Origin of the sequence: Paenibacillus glycanilyticus, assembly GCF_030161375.1 — a bacterium.
In the GTDB taxonomy this organism is placed as follows: Bacteria; Bacillota; Bacilli; order Paenibacillales; family Paenibacillaceae; genus Pristimantibacillus; species Pristimantibacillus glycanilyticus_B.
The window spans coordinates 222,923-243,676 of record NZ_BSSQ01000018.1 but is presented as its reverse complement, the minus strand read 5'-3'; the positions used below and the strand labels follow the sequence as shown (position 1 = coordinate 243,676).

Annotated in this window: 17 protein-coding genes; 9 read left to right on the top strand and 8 right to left on the bottom strand. The window is 51.8% G+C overall.

All coding sequences use genetic code 11. The features are described from left to right. The 7 genes from QQK89_RS23635 to pheA all read left to right on the top strand — a co-directional run bounded on the left by QQK89_RS23635 (position 1) and on the right by pheA (position 9,379). Entirely contained in the window at positions 1–1,149 is a 1,149-nt protein-coding gene (locus QQK89_RS23635) for a hypothetical protein (protein ID WP_284241148.1), read from the top strand. Between the two features lie 36 nt (positions 1,150–1,185). After that, positions 1,186–2,688: a hypothetical protein gene (locus QQK89_RS23630; RefSeq protein WP_284241147.1), complete on the top strand. Its 1,503-nt coding sequence runs from the start codon at positions 1,186–1,188 to the stop codon at positions 2,686–2,688. Then, complete coding sequence (locus QQK89_RS23625; protein ID WP_284241146.1) at positions 2,681–4,237, top strand: hypothetical protein; 1,557 nt, start codon at positions 2,681–2,683, stop codon at positions 4,235–4,237. The genes QQK89_RS23630 and QQK89_RS23625 overlap by 8 nt, the downstream gene beginning before the upstream one ends. After that, positions 4,234–5,487, top strand: coding sequence for a glycosyltransferase family 2 protein (locus QQK89_RS23620; RefSeq protein WP_284241145.1), 1,254 nt, complete (start codon positions 4,234–4,236; stop codon positions 5,485–5,487). Before QQK89_RS23625 ends, QQK89_RS23620 begins: the two co-directional genes overlap by 4 nt. A gap of 15 nt (positions 5,488–5,502) precedes the next feature. After that, positions 5,503–7,587 (top strand): cellulose biosynthesis cyclic di-GMP-binding regulatory protein BcsB, encoded by a 2,085-nt coding sequence (locus tag QQK89_RS23615; protein ID WP_284241144.1) that lies wholly within the window; start codon positions 5,503–5,505, stop codon positions 7,585–7,587. Positions 7,588–7,592: 5 nt separating this feature from the next. Then, positions 7,593–8,444 (top strand): diguanylate cyclase domain-containing protein, encoded by an 852-nt coding sequence (locus tag QQK89_RS23610; RefSeq protein WP_284241143.1) that lies wholly within the window; start codon positions 7,593–7,595, stop codon positions 8,442–8,444. A gap of 107 nt (positions 8,445–8,551) precedes the next feature. Then, on the top strand, positions 8,552–9,379 hold the full coding sequence (gene pheA, locus QQK89_RS23605) for a prephenate dehydratase (RefSeq protein WP_284241142.1): 828 nt from the start codon (positions 8,552–8,554) through the stop codon (positions 9,377–9,379). Between the two features lie 11 nt (positions 9,380–9,390). On the opposite strand, the gene QQK89_RS23600 is transcribed toward pheA, so the two are convergent. Further along, positions 9,391–9,972 carry an NAD(P)H-dependent oxidoreductase gene (locus QQK89_RS23600; RefSeq protein WP_284241141.1) on the bottom strand — a complete coding sequence of 194 codons (582 nt, stop codon included), beginning with the start codon at positions 9,970–9,972 and terminating at the stop codon, positions 9,391–9,393. Between the two features lie 122 nt (positions 9,973–10,094). Here QQK89_RS23600 and QQK89_RS23595 point away from each other — a divergent pair, with 122 nt between their 5' ends. Together QQK89_RS23595 and QQK89_RS23590 are read left to right on the top strand one after the other, a co-directional pair. After that, positions 10,095–10,526: a MarR family winged helix-turn-helix transcriptional regulator gene (locus tag QQK89_RS23595; RefSeq protein WP_284241140.1), complete on the top strand. Its 432-nt coding sequence runs from the start codon at positions 10,095–10,097 to the stop codon at positions 10,524–10,526. Positions 10,527–10,549: 23 nt separating this feature from the next. Beyond that, positions 10,550–10,963: a GNAT family N-acetyltransferase gene (locus QQK89_RS23590; protein ID WP_284241139.1), complete on the top strand. Its 414-nt coding sequence runs from the start codon at positions 10,550–10,552 to the stop codon at positions 10,961–10,963. Positions 10,964–11,010: 47 nt separating this feature from the next. On the opposite strand, the gene QQK89_RS23585 is transcribed toward QQK89_RS23590, so the two are convergent. The 7 genes from QQK89_RS23585 to QQK89_RS23555 all read right to left on the bottom strand — a co-directional run bounded on the left by QQK89_RS23585 (position 11,011) and on the right by QQK89_RS23555 (position 20,659). After that, positions 11,011–12,228, bottom strand: a complete 1,218-nt coding sequence (locus QQK89_RS23585) for a cation:proton antiporter (protein WP_284241138.1) — start codon at positions 12,226–12,228, stop codon at positions 11,011–11,013. A 5-nt stretch (positions 12,229–12,233) separates the two neighbouring features. After that, a complete protein-coding gene (locus QQK89_RS23580) occupies positions 12,234–12,728 on the bottom strand; it encodes a cation:proton antiporter regulatory subunit (RefSeq protein WP_284241137.1) in 495 nt (164 codons plus the stop codon). 107 nt (positions 12,729–12,835) lie between these two features. Next, entirely contained in the window at positions 12,836–13,198 is a 363-nt protein-coding gene (locus QQK89_RS23575; RefSeq protein ID WP_284241136.1) for a hypothetical protein, read from the bottom strand. 191 nt (positions 13,199–13,389) lie between these two features. Next, the gene (locus tag QQK89_RS23570) at positions 13,390–14,589 is read right to left on the bottom strand and encodes a DUF7507 domain-containing protein (RefSeq protein ID WP_284241135.1); all 1,200 of its coding nucleotides are present in this window, start codon (positions 14,587–14,589) and stop codon (positions 13,390–13,392) included. A 20-nt stretch (positions 14,590–14,609) separates the two neighbouring features. After that, positions 14,610–19,091 carry an SBBP repeat-containing protein gene (locus QQK89_RS23565; RefSeq protein ID WP_284241133.1) on the bottom strand — a complete coding sequence of 1,494 codons (4,482 nt, stop codon included), beginning with the start codon at positions 19,089–19,091 and terminating at the stop codon, positions 14,610–14,612. Between the two features lie 162 nt (positions 19,092–19,253). Then, positions 19,254–20,030 (bottom strand): SDR family NAD(P)-dependent oxidoreductase, encoded by a 777-nt coding sequence (locus QQK89_RS23560; RefSeq protein WP_284241132.1) that lies wholly within the window; start codon positions 20,028–20,030, stop codon positions 19,254–19,256. Positions 20,031–20,083: 53 nt separating this feature from the next. After that, positions 20,084–20,659, bottom strand: coding sequence for a TetR/AcrR family transcriptional regulator (locus QQK89_RS23555; protein WP_284241131.1), 576 nt, complete (start codon positions 20,657–20,659; stop codon positions 20,084–20,086). Positions 20,660–20,754: the final 95 nt, after the last annotated feature.

Genomic DNA, 20,754 nt, shown 5'->3' with positions numbered 1-20,754 from the left:
TTGAAAAAGCGAGTTGGTTACGTGGTTGCCCTGGCAGCTATAGCGGTCGCCATCTGGTGGTATTTCGGCGGCAATCTTGCCGGCAACGGCAACAACAAAGCCAGCGGGGAAGAGAAGCCCATTGCGATGTCTCGCGGGTACGGGGACACTTCCCAGCTTCAGCCGCATCGGCTGAAACTGCAGCAATTCCTTGATCGGCAGATGCTTGGCAAGGACGGCGTCTATACGAACTATAAGGAAACGGACGAGGCGGCGGAGGTGGCGACTGGCCATGAGACGCTTAGCGAATCGGCAGGTTTATTGCTGCGCTATTACGCGCTTACCGGGCAGAAAGAAGCATTCGACCGGGTATGGATGCAGACGAAACGGACTTTTGTCACGGAAGCCGGGTTCAGCTACAGGTATAGCCCGCTGCATAACAAACAGTATCCGCTTAACGCTGCCGTAGACGATCTTCGGATCATCCGTTCCTTGCATGAGGCGGAGACGGTTTTTGGCGGGGATTACGGGCGGGAAGCGGATCAATATAGTGCTCGTCTATACTTGCACAATGTTCAGAACGGCAAGCTTTTTGATTTTTACGATTGGACCTACAAGACGACGAATGACTTCATAACGTTGTGTTATGCCGACTTTCAATCGCTCCGATTACTGGACGCTCCTTCCAAGGAGAAACGGAAGCTGGAAGAGACGTTGCTTGAAATTGTCCAAGGCGGGTATTTATCTGATGCGTTTCCGTTTTATGAAACCCGGTATGGCTACGCTACGGAGAAATACGGAGATCATGACGGCGAAATAAACACGGTCGAGTCGCTGCTTACGATTCTGCATCTGGCGGAGATTGGCGAAGAACGCCCAGCGAGCGTCAGCTACCTGAAGCGGTTGGTCGAGGCGGGTACCTTATTTGGCCGTTATGACAGGGAAGGCCAGCCAGTGACGGATATTCAATCAACGGCTGCCTACGCCATCGCGGCGATGATTGGTTCTACGATAGGCGATCAAGCGCTTTATCAAGCGAGTGTGCGGCGTATGGAGCAGTATCGCATCGGGGACGAGAGCAGTCCGCTTGGGGGGAGCTTCGGCAACGAGGCTGTGAAGGAAGTCTATTCCTTCGATAATTTGACCGCATTATTGGCTTATGCCTATTGAGTCGGCTTATGGCGGATGCGCGGGAGGGGGCATAAGATGATCAAACCTCAAGACATGAAACATGCATTTGTCCGGGCGTATGTTGTCCTGGAGAAATACATATCGCCGGCGGCTTTGGCAGCCATCGGAATCGCGTTTATATTATTGATCGAGCTATTTGTGCCCCCGTATATCGGCATGGCTGACAATGGGGACTTTTACCGGATCCTATATAGCAACGGCTTGTACTTCGACCTGCCGGATTACGATAGTCAAAGGCTAGGCTATTTTGTGAGGACTTATGGAATTTTTCAATATTATAACGAAAACAACGCCATGCTGTGGTCGTCGCAGACCGTGTTTGTCCGACTGTCTCTGTGGATCAGCCAAGTACTCGGTTATAACGAACGTTTTGATATTCGGATTCAAGCTTCCTTGTATAGCTTGTTATACATAGGCGCTGTGTATTTGCTTGTGAAGGCGGCAACTTGGCGGGCTTCCCGCCGCATGGGTTATGGAATAGCGGCCGCGGCTGTGTTCGTGTTTGGAGACATCGCCTACGTCATGTATTTCAACTCCTTCTACAGCGAAAGCATCATGCTCATCACGCTGATGTATTTATTCAGCGCGGCGATGTTGCTGTATCAGCGCCAATACAACGATTATGTCCTGCTGTTCTTGTTTGGAGCAAGCGCCTTAATTCTGACGACATGCAAGCAGCAGAATGCTCCGATTGGTCTGATTATAGGGCTTGTTGCGATACTGTTTGTTTTCTTGCGGAGAGAGAGGATCTTCCGGCTATTTGCTTCCTTGCAAGCCGTTATCCTCATTCTTACAGCAATTGGAACGTACGTCCTTATTCCCGAGGAATTCGTTAACATTAATAAATACCATGCAATGACGCGGGGGGTTCTGATGACGGCCGACAATTCGGAAGAAGCTTTGGCCTTCTTTGGAATTGACGAGCAGTTTTCCGTGCTGCGGGGGGCGACCTATTATGATTTTCTTTCGCCGATACCCGTAGATTCGGAAGAGATGGAGAAGCAGTTTCTCGATAAATATGACTTTGTTTCCATCGCAAGATACTACTTGTCCCATCCCGATTCGGCGGGCAAGATCTTCGAGACGGCTGCGCGCAACGCCTTTTATAACCGGACCAAGCTTGGCAACTATGAAAAGTCAGCGGGTAAGCCGTTTGGAACGCTTACGCATGCTTTTGCCGGATACAGCTATTTGAAAGAAAAGCTGGTTCCGAAGACGTCCGGATTTGTAGTGATTTGGATGGTTACTATTGCGGGTCTGTATTCACCGTCGTTCTATAGGGCGGTTAAAGCGCGCTCGCTTCGCAGAGCACTCCGGCTTCCGGTCATTCTCATGATGGCAGCATCGGGATTATGCGCGATGGCTGTCGCTGTCATTGGCGCGGGAGACGCCGACTTGTCTAAGCACGAGTTTTTATTTGTAGTCGTATTTGATTTGGTTACTTTCTGGGTGATTGCCGACTGCTTATGCCGGCGGTTATGGGGAGCCAATGTGGAACAGGGGGACAGCCATGAATAGAGGGACTGGAATAAAAGCCTGGTTGTTCTCCGTCATCTGTCTTTGCGTACTGGTATTTGCAATGGTCCCTGCCCCCGTGTCCGCGCAAGAAGAGAGTAAGCAGGCAAACGTGCTGCTCGTTTATGACAGCTTAGGTCTTGGAACATCGGCGGCTGGCAACGTGGAAGCTTTGCAGCGGCTGCTCCTCTCGTTTGGCGTGAAGGTAACGGCAATTGCAGCTGATGAATATGATTCGGGCATGGCACAGGCGGACCCGAATCATAAACTGATCACCGTGTGCAACACGGATGATTTGTGCGGCGGGATTACGCATATTCAATATGCGGGAGATTGGCTTCATATCGGACCCGTTCCTCCGGAGCGGATCCAAGAGAGGCTTGGCTTGCAGACAAAGACGATAGCAAGGCAATCGCTGAAGCTTATGGTAGAAGGAATCTCGCAGGATGTCTTTATGGAGCGGGTTACCCGTATTAGTGAAGGCAAAGGCCAAGCATTTGGACGAATGGTAACCGCCAATGACCATATAGAAGCGCCTCTTGGACTTGTGGCGGACGGCAATGCGTACGTGCCTTATTTTGAACCGGGCAACGTAAGCGAGATGGCGATTGCCTATGTGCTTAAGGAGTGGCTGGGGGCGGAAGGTTCAGGTCAAGCGCATCTGCTTATCCGCGGCATAACGCCGTTTGTTGATTTGGATAGGTTAGAGGATCTGTCCAAGCAGCTATATGAAGCGGGCATACCGTTCCTCGTCAGCGTTAGTACGCTGTTCAACAACATGGACTCTCCGGCAATGAAGCGGTATACGGACGCTTTGCATACCGTGCAATCCTACAATGGTGGCATACTTGTGGAGGTTCCTACTCCCGTATCTGATAGGCAAGACTTAGAAGATATGAAGGCGCAGATGGACCATTTTCTTAATCAATTGTTCGAAGCGGGCATTGCTCCGCTTGGGATGACGGGCGAGGTGCGCAAGGCGGAGGAGAACACAATGCGGGAAGCCGGTTTTGCCTTCTCCGATACAATCGTTCTGCTGCCGAACGAAAAAGCCTCATCGCCGGAACAGGACGCTGTGCAGCCATTTCCTTCTTCGCCATACAGCATGTTGGGCGAGGATTTACTCCAGGTTAGCCACGAGAACAAAATATGGCCGGTATTCCCGCTCGATGTAGTAGTTACCTTCAACTGGTTCGAGAGCGAAGACAAGCAGGAAGAGACCGTCCAAAAGTTAGTGAGCAGCTGGCTTCCCTTCGCGGACTTCAAGTCGGGTTCGCATAACCTTGCCAGCAGTTTGCACAAGGCGGAATCTTTGCATGGTGCCTTGCTGCTGGATGGCCAGCCCGCTGATTTGCAGGAACAGGCGGTTTCGGCGGAGGATGCGGTGCCGGTTCCCCCTGCACAGGCGGAGGGGATTGACCGGTTGTTCTCCGTGCAGAGCCGGGTCTTAATTGTAATCATCGTGACGACCTTAATGTTATTTGCGGTTTTCTTGGTCATTGGATACCGGATGTACAAAAGAAAATACTACAATTCGGGAGGTAGCCTATGACGATTCCGGATATTCTGATGGTCATATGCGTGCTCTGCATCTGGTCACTGCTGCTTGTTAATGTGGTACTCATTATTGCCGGTTATTTCTATTACATGAAGCTGGAGGGGGAGAAACCTCCTGAGCTGCCCCTCGGAGAAGAACCATTCGTATCGATCATGGTGCCGGCGCATAACGAGGGGAAGGTCATTGTCAAAACCGTGGAGTCGCTGCTTGCGCTAGACTACCCGCATGACCGCTACGAGATTATCGTCATTAACGATAACTCTTCCGACAACAGCAGCGCGCTGCTCGGCCAGCTGCAACAAAAGCACCAAAGCCGCAATCTCATTATCATCAACACCGATAATGTTATAGGCGGCAAAGGCAAATCCAACGCGCTGAACATTGGCTTCGAACGCAGTCGGGGGGAGCTTATCGCGATCTATGATGCGGATAATACGCCCGAGCGGACGGCTCTGCGTTATTTGGTCGCCGAGATCGTTAATGACGCTAAGCTTGGCGCGGTCATTGGGAAATTCCGGACCAGGAACCGGGATCAGAATCTGTTAACCCGGTTTATCAATATCGAGACGTTGTCGTTTCAATGGATGGCGCAAGCCGGCCGTTGGAAGCTGTTCAAGCTTTGCACGATTCCGGGTACTAACTTTATTATGCGAAGATCGATAGTGGAGGAGATTGGCGGCTGGGATACGAAGGCGATTGCCGAAGATACGGAGATCAGCTTCCGAATCTACATGATGGGCTACCGGATCAAATTCCAGCCGAAGTCGGTGACTTGGGAGCAGGAGCCTCAGACGGTTAAAGTCTGGTTCAAGCAGCGGACCCGCTGGGCGAAGGGGAATATTTACGTCATCGTCAAGAACATTCCGCTGTTATTCAAACCGGAAGCCCGCAAAATCCGATTTGATATTTTATATTTATTATCGATTTATTTCCTGCTTGTCACCTCGCTCTTAACTTCGGATGCGCTCCTTGTGCTGCATGCGCTTGGTTATGTACATACAACGATTGCGGGGCTTGGCTTTTACTTATGGCTGCTTGCCATTACGCTCTTTGTAGTCGGAACGTTTGTCACGCTAATTACAGAGAAAGGCGAAATGCGCCTTTCAAATCTGGCAATCATATTGCTTATGTACGTTACTTATTGCCAGCTCTGGATGCTTGTTGCGGCTAATGGCATGTACCAATATTTGAAGGACGTGATTTTTAAACGTGAGGCCAAATGGTATAAAACCGAAAGGTTCTAAGAAGGAAGTGATGTTATGAACAAGATAACCCGTCGTAGTCTAGGAGCGGTCATCCTGCTGCTCGCCGTGTTGCTGTCTCCTCTTGCCGGGGTGTATTCCGCGTCGGCTTCGGGAGCGCAGAAAACGTATGAGACGCCAATGCCGGAAACCTCGTTGCTCGGAACAAACGCGTATGCCCAGCAGTTTTTCCAGGTGCCGGAATATTGGAAGGTGTCCGGTGCTTCGTTCAGGCTGGATTACCAGGTGTCTCAGCTTACGTTAAATGACATGTCCGTCGTAACGCTTAAGCTGAACGGCAACCCTTTTTATACAATCAGACCCGGTACGGGAAGCGGCAAAGTGAGCCGCAACATCGGGATCCCGCTTGAATATTTGAAGAGCGGCGTTAACGAGCTGACAATTGAAGGGACGATTCAGACCAAGGTCAAAGAGAACCAGATCTGCGCTCCGATCGAGGAGCGGGGAAGCTGGCTGCAAATCTTCGACAGCTCGGGGATTAATGTTAATTACGACCTCAAGCCCGTAGGTGCCAGCATTCGCGATTTCAACCGCCATTTCACCGGCATGGATACGATGCAGGATGGACTTGCAGCCGTATTTGTAGCGGAAGAAGGCGATTTGAATGAAATGGAGGCTGCCGTCTATGCCTTATCCGGATTGACCGGTTCGAATGCAAGCAATACGACCGTCATTCCGCTGTTGCCTTATAGCGCCGAGAATGCGAATAACAAGCCGCTTGGCGTACTCGTTGGGCTGGCGCAACATCTCCCGGCGGACATCCGCGCGAAGCTGAATAAGGCATCGCTCCAGGATCAGGCTTTGATTCAATTGATTCAAAGCGGATCGGCGTCGCTCCTTGTCGTGACTTCGGATAATGAGGAGTTATTGAAAAAGGCAGGGCGGTTCGTAGGGAATGCCGCTCTTATGGAACAACTTGCAAGCTCATCCAAGTTAGTCGATAAAACGACGGACGTGGATACGCCAGCCCTTAGTATTAGCCGTTACTTCCCGCTTACGGGATCTGGCGATACGGTGACGGGGCCATCCCATCGGGAGAAGAACTATTTCATCTCGTTGCCAAGCAACCGTTCCGTTGCCGAAGCCAGCAAGTTAAGCCTGGATTTCCGCTATGCGACGAATCTGGATTTCAACCGCTCGATGGTTACGGTGCTTGTTAACAACGTTCCGATCGGCAGCAAGAAGCTAAGCGCCGAACGTGCCGGCGGCGATAACTTGGAATTGACCATTCCTAAGAACCTGGGCATCTCCGGCAACTTCACGATTACAACTGCTTTTGACCTGGAGCTTCAAAATACGTTATGTACCGGGAATGAGCAACAGATGCCATGGGCCTTTGTCTCCCCGGATTCCATGCTGCAGCTCAACACGAAGGACCGTACGGACATGTTGTTTAACAACTACCCGTATCCTTTCCTAAGGGATGGCAGTTACAACCGGGTTGCGGTTGTTCTGCCGCAAACGCAAGACAACTACACCTATGCCGCGGTATCGAATTTGTTCAATTTGATGGGACAATACGCGGCCTCCAATACGGGCGAAATCCGGTTCTATACGGACAAGGTGGCGGAGAGCGAGCTGAAAGACCGGCAGATTATCGCGATTGGCTCCTACGCCAACAACCGATATATCCGGGATAACAATAACAAGCTGTATTTCCAATATGACAAGACAGGCGAAGGGTTCTTGTCCAACGAGAAGATCAGCATTGAAGAAGGTTACGGCAAAAGAATCGGAACGCTGCAGCTGATCGACTCGCCGTACGGCAAGGGGCATGGCTTCCTGGCGGTGACGGGAAGCAGCTCCGAATATGCTTATCTAGCATCGAAGCTGCTCGGACAAGCGGGCAACCTGTATAAAATATACGGCGATGGCGCGATGATCGATAAGGACGGACAGATTCACGCTTACCGCTTCAAGAAAGAAGCGGAGCCGGAAGCTCCGCCCGTGCTCACTCAAGTGATTGACCGCAGCGACGTGGTTACGTTTATAATCGCGATTATGCTAGTGCTTGTTCTTGTGCTCGTATCGCTTGTGTTCCTTGTCCGCAAGCATCGGAACCGGAAGAAGAGGAGGAGGTAGGTATCATGAGGCGTAACGCAAGCTTGTTATCGGATGGCGGCTTCCTGCTGCTGTTCATCGCGTGCTTCATCAGCATCGTGTTTACATCGCGTGATCCGAATCTTTATTTGCAGAATATCGTCCTCCTGAACGTGGCCTTTCTGATTGCGATCATCACGTACTTCACGGCCATTACCGCAGGGCTGATCCTCAACATCCTGTTTGTGTTCGGCTACGGGACGTTTACGATCTATCAGACGGTTGTTCAGGGCGATGTCGTGACCATCCAAAGCTACTTCTGGCTTATTATGACTCCGGTGTTCACGGCGATCACCTGGATGTTCACGCAAGCGAGCAAGCTGCTGCAGGAGGAGAACGACGCGCTTAAGAAGAGGAATTCTTCGCTCGCTACGATGGATGAGAATACGAATTTGAAAAATATGCTCTCTTTCCAAAAGGACGCAACCGTATTTATGGCGTTGTCCGACCGGTATCACATCCCGCTGACGCTGCTCGTACTGAACGTGAAGTACTGGCATGAACTGAGGCGCATGATTGGCGAGGAGCAGCTGAATGCGGCGGTATACAACATTTCGGCCATCAGCCAGACAAGCATCCGGGCGAATGATTCGCTCTATATGCTAGCCCAGGACAACCCGATGTGGGGGCTATTGCTCTTTGCCGACCGGGACGGGGCGGATATCGTCATGAACCGGCTCCGAAGCAGGCTAGCGGAGATCAACGAGTCCGAGAAGTCGGAGCGCAACCGTTTCGAGCTCAACCTTAAGATGGGCGCTTACGAGTACAAGGCGGAAGAGACGCCTACGCCTCTGGAGTGGATTGACCGGGCCCGCAAGGAATTGGAATACGACGTGTAATGGAAAAAGGCGGCTGCGACGAGTATTCTTCGCATGCTGCCTTTTTTTCGTTTAAAATAGGATTAAATATTCGTCATGTTAAATTAGATTAAGGAGTAGTTAAAATTATGAGCAAAATCGCATATCTCGGACCTAACGGCACCTTCTCGGAAGAAGCTGCCTTGAAGTTTTTTGCGGAAGACGCGGATACGGAATGGGTCATGCTGGACTCAATCCCGGACGTGCTGGAGGCGGTTAGCCTCAATGTTGTAGATAAGTGCATGGTGCCAATTGAGAATTCCATCGCCGGCAACATTCATATGACCATCGACGGTTTACTGTTATATAACCTGAGGATTGAAGCGGATGTCGTCTTTAAGGTGTCGCTTCATCTGATCGGCAACCAAGGCAGCGCAATGAGCGATATTCAAGCGGTTAGATCCATTATGCCCGCGATTAACCAATGCCGCCAGTTTATTAAAGAACATGGTCTGAAGCTGGAGTATGCGGATAGCACGGCCCATGCTGCCTTGTCGGTCAAAGAGTCCGGCGATGCGGCAACCGCCGCGATTGGTTCGGCATCCGTTGCAGAGAAGTACGGGCTGCAAATCTTGCAAAGCAACGTGCAGGACCACTCCGCGAACCATACTCGGTTTGTCGTCGTAAGCAAGAAGCCTTCCGAAGAAGTTGGGCACAAGAAAACGATGATGCTCATTACGCCAAGCGAGGAATATCCCGGCGTATTGTCCTCTATTCTGAATGTGTTCTCCGCACTGGGCATCAACCTTTCATGGATTGAGTCGAGGCCAACAGGCCGCAAGCTTGGCGAGTACAGATTCCTGATCGAGACGGAGGCAGGGGGCAATGAGCAACGGATGGATAAAGCGATCAAAATTATCGAGACCTTCGGCCATGACGTACATGTCCTTGGCAGTTACGCAACAACTGTTTTGTAGAACGGCGGCCGCTAAACCGTCTTGAAATAGCGATAAATGCGATTAAGCTTTTGTTCTTGTTTGCCTTGTTTTTTCTCCATGCCGCCAAACTCGAAAAACTTCACTTTCTTAATGCCGACATATCGGAAAAGAGCTTTGCGCATGAGCACTTTGTGGGCGTTGTTCAGCCAGAATAACGGATACAGAGAAGGTCCTTTCATCGTGGAGACGCAAACAACGGACTTGCCCTTCAAGAGTCCTTCCGGCAAGAGGCCGCCATGGTCGCGGTAAGCGAAGTTGGAAGCGAACATCCGGTCAATGTAACCAAGCAGCATGGCAGGCGGCCGGCCCCACCAAATCGGGTAGACAAACACGATTTGTTCCGCCCATAGCAGTTGTTCTCGGTATTTCTCGAGTTCCGGGTCGGCATGCATGTCGCGTCTTCGTTTGTGTTCATTAAACACAAGAAGCGGGTCGAATGCTTCGGCGTACAGGTCCAGCACCTGAATCTCCTCGATAGTTGCGTTTTCTTGCAGGCCTTGGATCGTTTTCTGCAAAAAAGAATAGCTGAGACTATGATGATTCGGATGCGTGTAGACGATAAGGGTTTTCATAAGCCACCTTCTTTGTTATCATTTGATAAGAAGTTATCACGCGACTCAAATAGTTGTCAATAGATAATTATTATTTGATAATAAATTCAGGTAAAAGCCTAGCTAGTAGGAGATGAACCGACATGGATTCCAAAGATAAACTATTCCAGCAGATGGTCGCCCATATTGCCGCTATCCATCAATTGCATTACGACATGACGAAGGGTTTGCCCATGGAAGATATTACGCCTCTCCAATATGAGATTTTGGAATTTGTGACGGTGAAGCAGCCCATTACGCTCAGTGAAATCAGCGAATGCAAAGGCATATCAATGCCCAATACGAGCCGGGAGATCCGGAAGCTGACGGAAAAAGGCTTATGCGAAAAGGTAGAGGACCCGGAGGACCGGCGGAAACAATATATCCGGCTTTCAACGGTTGGCGAGGAGCGGATGGGCATGGCATTCGGGCATATGAAGAAATTGTTCATGAAGCAGGTTGACGAAATGCCGGAAGAGCAAATGTCCCGGATGTCCGAAGCATTTGAAGTGTTGGGGACGACTATTTTACGCTAGACGTTTATTAGGGGGATGAAGCAATGGATCAAAAGATTAACATCGTTAGCAAGGCGCCTGGTCCGGAGGAATATCTCGCGCTAAGAGCCGCAGCCGGGTTAAGTCCCAGACAATTGGCCGGGGCCAAGACTGCGATGGGTAACTCCATCTTTGCCGTTACTTTACGGGATACAACGGACCGCTTAATCGGAATGGGAAGAATAATTGGAGACGGTGGCTGCTTCTATCAGATCGTGGATATTGCCGTTCATCCGGATTATCAAGGCCTAGGTTACGGGAAGGTTATTATGTCGGAGCTTATGGGTTATCTTGATACGCATGGGCAAAAAGGAGCGCTTGTCAGCTTGCTTGCCGACGTTCCCGCCGACGGTTTGTACAAGAAATTCGGATTTGAATACTCTGCTCCCGCGTCGCTTGGGATGTACAAGAGAATATAAGAACAAAAGCCGGGTTCCTGCTGCTAGCGGGAACCCGGCTTTTTGCTTCATTTCGACTGCGACGTACTCGTCTGCCTGCGGTCCCAGCGGAACAAGCGGTTAAGCACATAATAGATCGCTTTATTTTCCTTCGTGAGTAGCGGCCCAAGGATAGCCAGAATGAGAACATACAACGCGGCAAAAGGCTGAATAACCGCCATTAACGCGCCTGCTTTGGCCAGGTTCGCCATAATGATCGAGAACTCGCCGCGAGAAACGATGGTCAGTCCGATATTGACCGAAGCTCTCCGGGATAAGCCCGCGCTGCGCCCGGCTAGCATGCCCGCCGTCAGATTGCCGATTAATGTGACGGCAACTGCGGCCAGAGATAACCAGACGGCACCTCCCAGGGCGGTAGGGTCGATTGTCAGCCCAAAGCTGAAGAAAAAGACGGCGCCGAAGAAATCCCGGAACGGAAGGATCAGCTTCTCGATCCGCTTCATATGTTCGGTCTCGGCAAGCACGAGGCCAAACAGCAAGGCGCCAATAGCTTCGGCGACATGAATCGTCTCGGACAGACCAGCCACCAGGAACAGTCCGGCGAAGACGACAAGCGCAAACAACTCGTTGGAGCGAATATTGAGCAGCTTGTTCAGTAGAGGCGCCGCTTTGCGGCCTAGGGTAAGCAACGCAAGCATAAAGACAAGGGCGATAACCGTCGATAAGATGATGCCGCCAATGGAAGTCGAACCGCTTAAGACTAGGCCGGACAGAATGGAAATATAGACGGCGAGGAAGACGTCCTCGAACATAATGATGCCAAGAATCATCTCCGTCTCCGGATTGGCGGTGCGCTTCAGATCAACCAGCACCTTGGCGACAATCGCGCTTGAAGATATCGTTGTAATTCCTGCAATGACGAGCGTTTCCTGGAATGGAAAACCGCTCAGCCATCCGAAGAGGAGACCTAACGTAAAATTAATGCCGATATAGATGCTGCCTCCGACCGCTATGGAGCGGCCGGATTTGATCAAGCGTCCAACGGAGAACTCGAGCCCTAGGTAGAAGAGCAGGAACAAGACGCCAATCCTGCCCATAAACTCGATGAGCGGAGCGCTTTCGATGAACCGGAAATCGAAATGCCAGAGCTCCACCGAATGCGGACCAACGGCCATTCCGATCAGAATATAAAAGGGAATAACGGAAAATCGGATTTTTGCCGACAACAAACCGGCCACGGCGATTAGCGCAATGGCAAGGCCAACCTCAAGGATGATGTGATCCATAGGCATTAATCACATCCGTTCATGAGGATTTTTTTCAGTTCTCGGTGCTGCGCGCGTTCCCCGGCAACCACGATCGTATTGTCAGCGGCCAGAATCACTTCCGGTCCCGGATTAATTTGCTTCGTATGGTTCGCGGCGAGCAGCGCGATAACCGTTGTTCCCGTATTTTTGCGGATGTGGAGATCCCCGATGGTTTTGCCGACGCAGGCATAGTGGGGTTCAAGTTTGTACCATTCGATAATAAGATCGTCGAGCGCGACCTCGATGGACTCGAGCATCTTAGGTTTATAAGTCATGCCGCCAATCATGGCGGCAGCCATCCGGGCTTCGTCATCATCAAGGGTAATCATGGAGATGCTATTCTCCGGATTATCATGATGGAAATGGTAACATTCCCTGCGGCCGTCGTTATGGACGATAATAACAAGCTGGTCGCCGCTGCGGGTATTCATTTGAAATTTTTTGCCGATGCCGGGCAGATCGATTTCACGGATATTCATAAGGGTGTACCTCCTACAAGTATGATCGATTTCTATTCTTTATCGTTAGGCAAACAACACAAATCAGACCTCTGCAATAAGCGTCGGTAGAAAAGGCGGGATTGTCCTTATACGATCGAATAGGAAGTCGTCAGCTTGAGGGGCATGAGCAGGCGTTTGAGCCGTTGCAGGAATAAGAAGGGGAGAAGAAAGACGGATTTCACCTGCGGGAACAGGGGGGGGTAGCTAACCAGGCTGAAGATGGCGGCAAGCAGCGCAGCCATTGCCATAAGCTTGCTGGCAGGAGACACAGATACGCGCTTAATGGCTTTCACGCTGTTCGGCAGGCTATGCTCGATATGGGCACGGCTAGATTTCGAGACATCGAAATGGCTATTGCCTAGCATCATCGTGGGCATGCTGAACAGAACAAAGGCGCCAAGCAGCAAGAGAAGCATCGTCAGCCGACGTGCGGAACGCGGTGTGAACATGAACGACGCCTCCCTTCTTAGAAATAGTATCTGCGATGCCGTGAACAGGCTAAACCTGATTAGGGCTTTACTTGTTTTACGGAAGAGCCGCAAATATGGTTTCATCCAGTATTTGTAACAGTGGTAGGCAAAGAGGCGAGAAGCGAGGTCAGAGCAGCAGCGCATGGAGCGCTGCTGCTCCTGCTCCTGTCTTACTCTTCCTCCTCTATAACCGCCGTTACGACTTGGTTTGAGGATCTCGTTTGAAACGGCAATACGAGCCCGGGGATGTCGGGCGTAAAAGCCACCTGCGCTTGGTTCGCGAAGGTGGATTCCGTTGTCGAGACGAGTACTGCTTGAAAAGTCAGGTTTGTGCTTTGGCCAGGCGTCAAGCTTCCGAGGCTGATCCCGGAGGCGGGGTTGCCCTGGGCCAACGCCGCACCGTTTAAGGTGACGGAGCCGGCTATAAACGAAGTGCCCGCAGGCAGCGTATCGGTAGCGATCAACCCCGTTAAGCCAGTATTGCCCGTATTCGTCACAAGAAGCGAATAGCCAATCGTATCCCCAGCGGCAGCTTCGGAAGGAGCACCTTGCAGGAATACGCTCAGATTAGGCGACAATACGGGAATAACAACCTGGTTGGTTAGTCTTCTGCTCGGCTGCAGGGAGCGGCCCGGCAAGTCCGGGACATAGGTGATTTGAGCCTGGTTGCTAACTGATTGAGTAGCCGATTGAGTGGCGGCGTTTGCTTCGATGCGGACTTGGTATTGGGCAATCGTGCTTTGACCGGGCAGCAGGTTGCCAGTAGGGATGCCGGCAGCCGGATCCGCACCGGGCAGCAAGGCGCCATTAACCGTAACGGTACCCGCTACCAATTGGGTGCCCGCGGGGACAGGGTCTACGATCGTTACGCCCGAGAGGTTCGTATTGCCGCTATTCGTAGCCGTAACCGTATAGGCGACAAGATCTCCCGGAGCCGTCACCATGCGGTCGGCCAGCTTGGATGCGCTCAGATCGGGACTCACGATAGGAAGAACGTGAGGCGGAATGACAACCGGCGTTTGCGGCAATAAAGGCCCGGACGGTGTTGCGGCGGCGTCATAACGAATCAAAGCCTGATTAACCGCTTGAGGCGGGTCGGGCAATACATTGATATGAACCTCCAGCGTAACGGTCGTTGAGGCGCCGGGAGGCATGGGATCCAGATCGATAGCAAGCGGGTTGGTGCCGAATTGGGGAACGTTATTGGCATAAATACTCCCTGGAATGACCGAGGTACCCGCGGGAACCGATTCGCTGAGTATAATATTTTCAGCCGTTGTACTGCCCGTATTCGTGATCTGTAACGTGTAGGTGATAATGTCGCCAACAAAAGCAACAGGAACATCGGATGTTTTAATGCCTGTCAGCATGGTAATCCTCCTCTCTCCCGTTATTCTTCATCGACGGTAACCCGTACGGAAGCCGTGGCTTCAAGCGATGGGCCGTTATCCCATTGGATGTTGACGGGGCTTGTAATCACGGTATCATCGGGTACCTCCGGCAGAACAAACGGGATCCGGATCGAATAGTCCGCACCAATCTCGAAGCGCGCGCCTCTTATTCTTAGATTGAACAGCGGGGCGGAAAGAACTCCGTTCAGCAGCACGACGTTGCCCGTATTGCGGACTCGGATTGTAAAAAACACCGTGTCTCCCGGATGTCCTTCAGGGCGGTCTACCGTCTCGGTCAAGGCAGCATTCGGCAGGAAAGCCGTCGTGACGGAGGCCGGGGCTTGTTGGAGCGGCGTCTGATCCGAGAACGCATAGGCATGGCTTGTAAAAATCGTTCCGCTAACGGCATCTTCCGGAACGGTAAAAGGCTGCTGGAAGGAACGGCTCTCTCCGGGTGAAAGCGAAGCGATCAACGTGCTGAAGAAAGTAATTGGCTGCACAACCCGGACATTGGTCAGTGCTTGGTTGCTATTGTTGCGTACCGTAACGATAAAGGCCGCATTCTCGCCCGGAGCGGCAACGGCGGGAATAGCTACATTGGTCAGGGCAAGCAGGAAGCGCTGGAGGCCAATAACCACTTGAGCGAAACTTCGCGCAGGCGGATCGCCAAGAGGCCGTTCGGGCCACACGGCTGTAACGATGTTGGTAAAGACGGTGCCTTGCACCGCGTCCGCAGGAACGGTGAACGGAAACTGCAAATAGGCGGTTTGCCCCGACTCCAATAAGGGAACCACAGCGGTTTCCCTTGTCAGGGAGTCGGAGACGGCGATGTTGGTCGCGGTATTGCTGCCGGTATTGATGATCTCGATCGTGAATATAACGGTTTCGTTTGGCGCCGCCGTATTGCGGTCGGCCCGTTTGCGCAAGGTTATTGTTGTTGTCGCAACCGGAGGTTGTTGAACGACAATGGATGCGGACTTGGTTTGCAAAGGAGATTGATCGGATACCGCACTGAATGTATTGGTGATAATTGTTCCGCTTGCGGCATCGCCAGGTACGGTAAGCGAAGCCGTGCGAATGATGATCCCGCCTGCAGGAAGCGATGCAAGGGTCTCATTGATTCCAAGCAGCGGGTCACTAATCGTAACATTTGTTTGCGGCGAGCCAAGAAGATTGGTCACGGACAACGTATAACTGACGTTTGCTCCCGGAGTCGCTGCAACCGGGTTGGCTTTTTTGCTCAGGAGCAGTCCCGATCCTGTAACTTCTACGATGGATTCCACCTGAGCAGGGTCTGTTTCATTCGAGGTGACGCTAAGCAAATTAGATATGCTCGATCCAACGGGAGCGGCTGCCGGTACGGTTAACGGCAATGTCAGCTCGTGGAGGTCTCCTACGGCAAGGTCGGGAATAGCTGTATCGATCCCGAGCAGCGGATCAAGCACATGCACGCCGGTCAAAGGCACGTTGCCGGGATTGGCAACGGCAATTCGGTAAAGGATGGTTTGGCCCGGCGTGGCGTTATTGGCGTTAGGGATTTTGCGTATCCCAAGCAGCGGGGAGGCTAATACTTCTACGGTTGCGGTTGCGGTCACGCGGGTCGTCTGATCGGAGACAACTTCCACGGTATTCGTATAAACGCCTGGTGGCGACTCTAACGGAATGAGGAACGGAACGTCTAGCTGTACCGTCTCGCCGATGGCAATGCCGGCCAGCGTTTGGCTTTGTGCGGTGAGATTATCCGTGATGATAACATTGGTAAGAGTAACATTGCCGGTGTTTCTAATCGTAATGGTGAAGTTGATGGTATCTCCGGGAACGACTGAAGCCCGGTCGGATTGTTTGAGCACTTCAATACGCGGGGAACCAAGTACAAGCACGCTGGCGGCCGCTTGCTGCCGAGGCAAGTTATCGCCTTGAATAAAAGCATTATTTATGACGCGAGAACCGGCATCAGCATCGGCGGGAATGGTATAAGGCACGGTAAAGACGGCTTGCGTTCCAACGCCGATCTGATCAATAGACTCGTGAAGCCCAAGCAAGTCATCCGTAAGCGTTAGATTCGCAAACGAGACATTGCCGGCATTTTCTGCCGTAATCGTAAATTGAACGGTGGTGCCTGGAGGGGCGGATGTTGGAGTAACGGATTTAGCGAAAGACAAAGAAGGCGCAGATGCAACGTTGATGTTGGCGACTGCGGTTTGGCTTTGCGCAAGCTGATCAGCCGTTACGGCAACGATGTTGGTGAGCATGCCGGGAGCCGTGCTGACGGGAACGGTAAACGGCTGCGTAATGGTTTGGGATGCTCCAGGCTCAAGCGTTGGTATGACAGTGAAAATACCAAGCTGGGCATCCGCAATGGCTACGTTTGTCAGCGCAACTTCTCCCGTGTTATTAACCGTAATAAAATACGTGACGGACTCCCCGGGCTGTACATCGGTCCTGTCTACGGCTTTGGTCACTTTCATATTCGGCACGAGCCCAAACTTGGTGACGAATATTTCGTTCAGGCCGCTGGGCGTAGTCTGGAAAGCGCCGGGAGTTACCGGAAAGTCGGTGGAGAAGGTATAGCCGGTTACATACATATTGCCAAGGACGTCGCCGGCTATGGCCGATCCGCTGTCTATGCCCGAACCGCCTAAATAAGAGGAGAATATAAGGGCATTTCCCGCTGCGTTGATCTTGGTTGCATAGGCATCCCGGGTTCCGCTCAATGTCGTTTGAATCGCATCGGGAGTGGTGGGGTAATCCGTTGCAAGGGTGTAGCCGGTAACAAATACATTGCCCCCCGTATCCAATCCGCTGCCGTAAGCCAGCTGGAAATTCGATTTGCCTAAATAGGTGGAGTAGACAAGCCCCGTGCCTGCTGCGTTTAGCTTGGTGACATAGATATCCGCCGTGCCGCCAAGAGTCGTCTGATATGCGCCAGGAGTAACCGGGAAATCCGTCGACCTTGTATATCCCGCGACGTAAGCATTTCCTGCCGCATCAACGGATATCCCGTAGCCGTAATCGACGCCTGAACCCCCAAGATAGGTAGAGTAGACGAGAGCATTCCCGGCAGCGTTTAATTTAGTGACAAACGTATCGCCGGTACCTCTTCGGGAGGTCTGGAACGCTCCGGGCGTCGTCGGATAATTCGTGGACGCGGTGTTCCCGGTCACGTAAGCATTGCCTCCGCCGTCGACGGCGATCGCCGTTCCGTTGTCGCCGCCCGTTCCGCCAAGAAAGGTGGAGTATATCAAGCTGCCAGACGGGCTGAATTTTGTAATAAATCCGTCATTCGCTCCGCCATATACCATCTGGAACGAGCCGGCCGTAACGGGAAAGTTAGCGGATGCCGTAAATCCGGTAACATAGGCATTGGTTTCGCTGTCCAGCGCAATTCCAAGCCCGTAGTCATGGCCGCTTCCCCCTAAATAAGTTGAATAGAGCAAGGTGCTGCCGTCTGGACTCAGCTTCAGCACGAAGGCATCGCTTAAGCCGCCAAAGGTAGGTTGAGCAGCTCCGGGAGTAACCGGAAAGTTATCGGAATAGGTTCGGCCGGTCACATAGACGTTGCCGCTAGCGTCTACCGCGACATTTTGCCCGGAGTCGCTTGCCGATCCGCCGATATAAGTCGAGAATACTAGAGCGGTTCCGGTCGGGTTCAGCTTCGTAATAAAGGCATCCCGGTCGCCGGTGAAAACCGTCTGCACAACGCCTGGCGTAACCGGGAAATCCGTCGAAGTCGTAATGCCCGTCACGTAGACGTTCCCCGCGTTGTCAGCCGCAATGCCAAACGGTTCGTCGTTGCCCGTTCCTCCGAGGTAAGTGGAATAGACAAGCCCCGGGTCGATTACGAGCGGAAGGGAACGGTCATAAGGTCCATTGATCCGAAAGGTAACGGTTTGATCATCTGCACTCAGAAGAAAGGAGCCGCGGACATCGATACGAGAGCCTTCATGTTCCTGATAGCAGATCGGAGCGGGGTCAACGATTTCGCCAAAAGCCGTAAGAATGACCAGGTTGCCATCGTCATCAAGCCTGATGTTGTCCGCGCCTGCATATGTAAAACAAATGTCGGAGAAATCCGCGCCAGGATGCACGGTAAATTCGTATTTCATGCTCCTGCCAACGCTGCGGAAGACAAGATCGATTCCCGTCCACAACTCCCGGTAGATAACATGACGGTAAGTGGGAATGCCCGTTTTCCACTTGCCCGGATCTGTTCCTTTAAAGCTATGGATTGTGGAATCTGCCGGAAGATCCCCCTCCGGAATGACTTCGGTACGGGCGTTTAAGAATTGGAAATCCAGCCTTGTCATCGCTTGTTTGGTCTGATCAAATAGCGTAAATATAATTTCGCCCGATGTAAAAGAAGCCTCGAATTCCGCCCCTCTTGAGACATAATGAACCTTCGGATTACTCAACTGTCCTTCGTTAGGCAGGAAGCAGCAGGGAATTTGCACATCTGAACTCCGATTCTCAGTAGTTACCATCGCCGAATTACACCTCCATATTGACGGGATGTGCCGGAAACCGCCCATTACTAATCCATATGCTTTCGGAGGGAGGAGATTGCCCCGGAAATGATAGTTGCAACATAAAAGCCGTGTCATCGAAGGGAGGCCTTTCGATGACACGGCTTAGTTAATCATGGCTTAGCGGTAGATCGGCGCGGCAAATGGCGCTCCGTCGGCGCCACCGTCGACTTGAAGTTCTGCTGCCTGAACGAAAGAGGATTCGTCCGAAGCTAGGAATAAGACGGCATTTGCAATCTCTTCGGGATCACCAAGACGGCCAAGCGGAATGGAACGGGACAGAGCAGCTTCGAGCTGCGCGGTTTGCTCCGGTCCAGATGCTCCCCAGATTGGCGTTTTGGTTGCGCCGGGCACAACCGTATTGACCCTGATTCCCCGCGGAGAGAGCTCAGTAGCGAATACTCTGGCCATGCTGGAGACGGCGCCTTTGCTTGCCGCATAAGCTGCCCGGCCAATTCCTCCGGTAGTGGCAAGCACGGAACCAACGAGGATGATCGACGCTCCTGCCTGTAGATGGGGGGCTGCGGCTTGCACCGTATAGAAAACGCCGCTCACGTTAATTTTTAGGATTTGCTCAAAGTCTTCCGGCTTTGTACCTCCAAGCGGCGTATTTCCGGCAATGCCGGCATTCGCAAATACGATATCCAATCTGCCGTAGCGTTCAATGGCTGTCCGAGCGGCATGTTCAGCCCCGGCAGGATCTGTTGCGTCCGCTTGAACGGCAACAACATTTTCTGCCCCTAGTTCATTCACCGCATCGGTTAAGGAAGCTTGATTCCGGCCGGTAATGACGACTTTGGCGCCCTCCTGAACAAATCGTTTGGCTGTAGCCAACCCGATGCCGCTATTTCCTCCGGTAATGAGTGCAACTTTCCCGTTTAATTTACCCATCATCATCACTACTCCTGTTTATAATTTGAGAACGATCGTTCTATAATACTCAAAAAAATTTAGTCTAGAATAGACAGCGTTGTGTCAATAATAAGTTGTAATTTCTCTCTATGGTATTGCGTCTTAACCATAACCCGAAGTCCGGTCAGCGCGTTATTGAAATAAGCAGCCAATAGCTCAGCGTTCAAGTCGGCAGACAGTTCGCCCGTTTGCTGGCCTTTTATGATCAAATCGCGAATAAGCTCTTCCGTATGGGACCAGCTGTCGCTGACATAAGCTTCAAGTTGGGGCTTATGCAGAGCTAACTCTACAGCGGTATTGACGAGCAAGCAGCCTGAAGGGCGACCTTCATCCGGTTCGATAGCAGCTTCCAACAAGGAACGGATGGCGGCTTTTGCCGAATGGGAGGCATGGACTCGTTGTTCAATGGATTTCCACACGGTATCGCCATATCGCTGCAAAGCGAGTACATATAAAGCTTGTTTGTCGCCAAAGGTATCGTAAATGCTTCTTCGGTGAATGCCCATGTGCTCCACAAGATCCTGCATGGAAGTCTTCTCGTAACCTTGCGCCCAAAACAGCTTCATCGCCTTCAACAGGACGGCGTCTTCATCAAATTCTTTACTCCTAGCCAATTCGCGTACGGCCTCCTTTCGAAAACCAGCGTACCATATTGAGAACGATCGGTAAAGAATTATTTTTTACTGATCGTTCTCAAATAAGCGGAGAG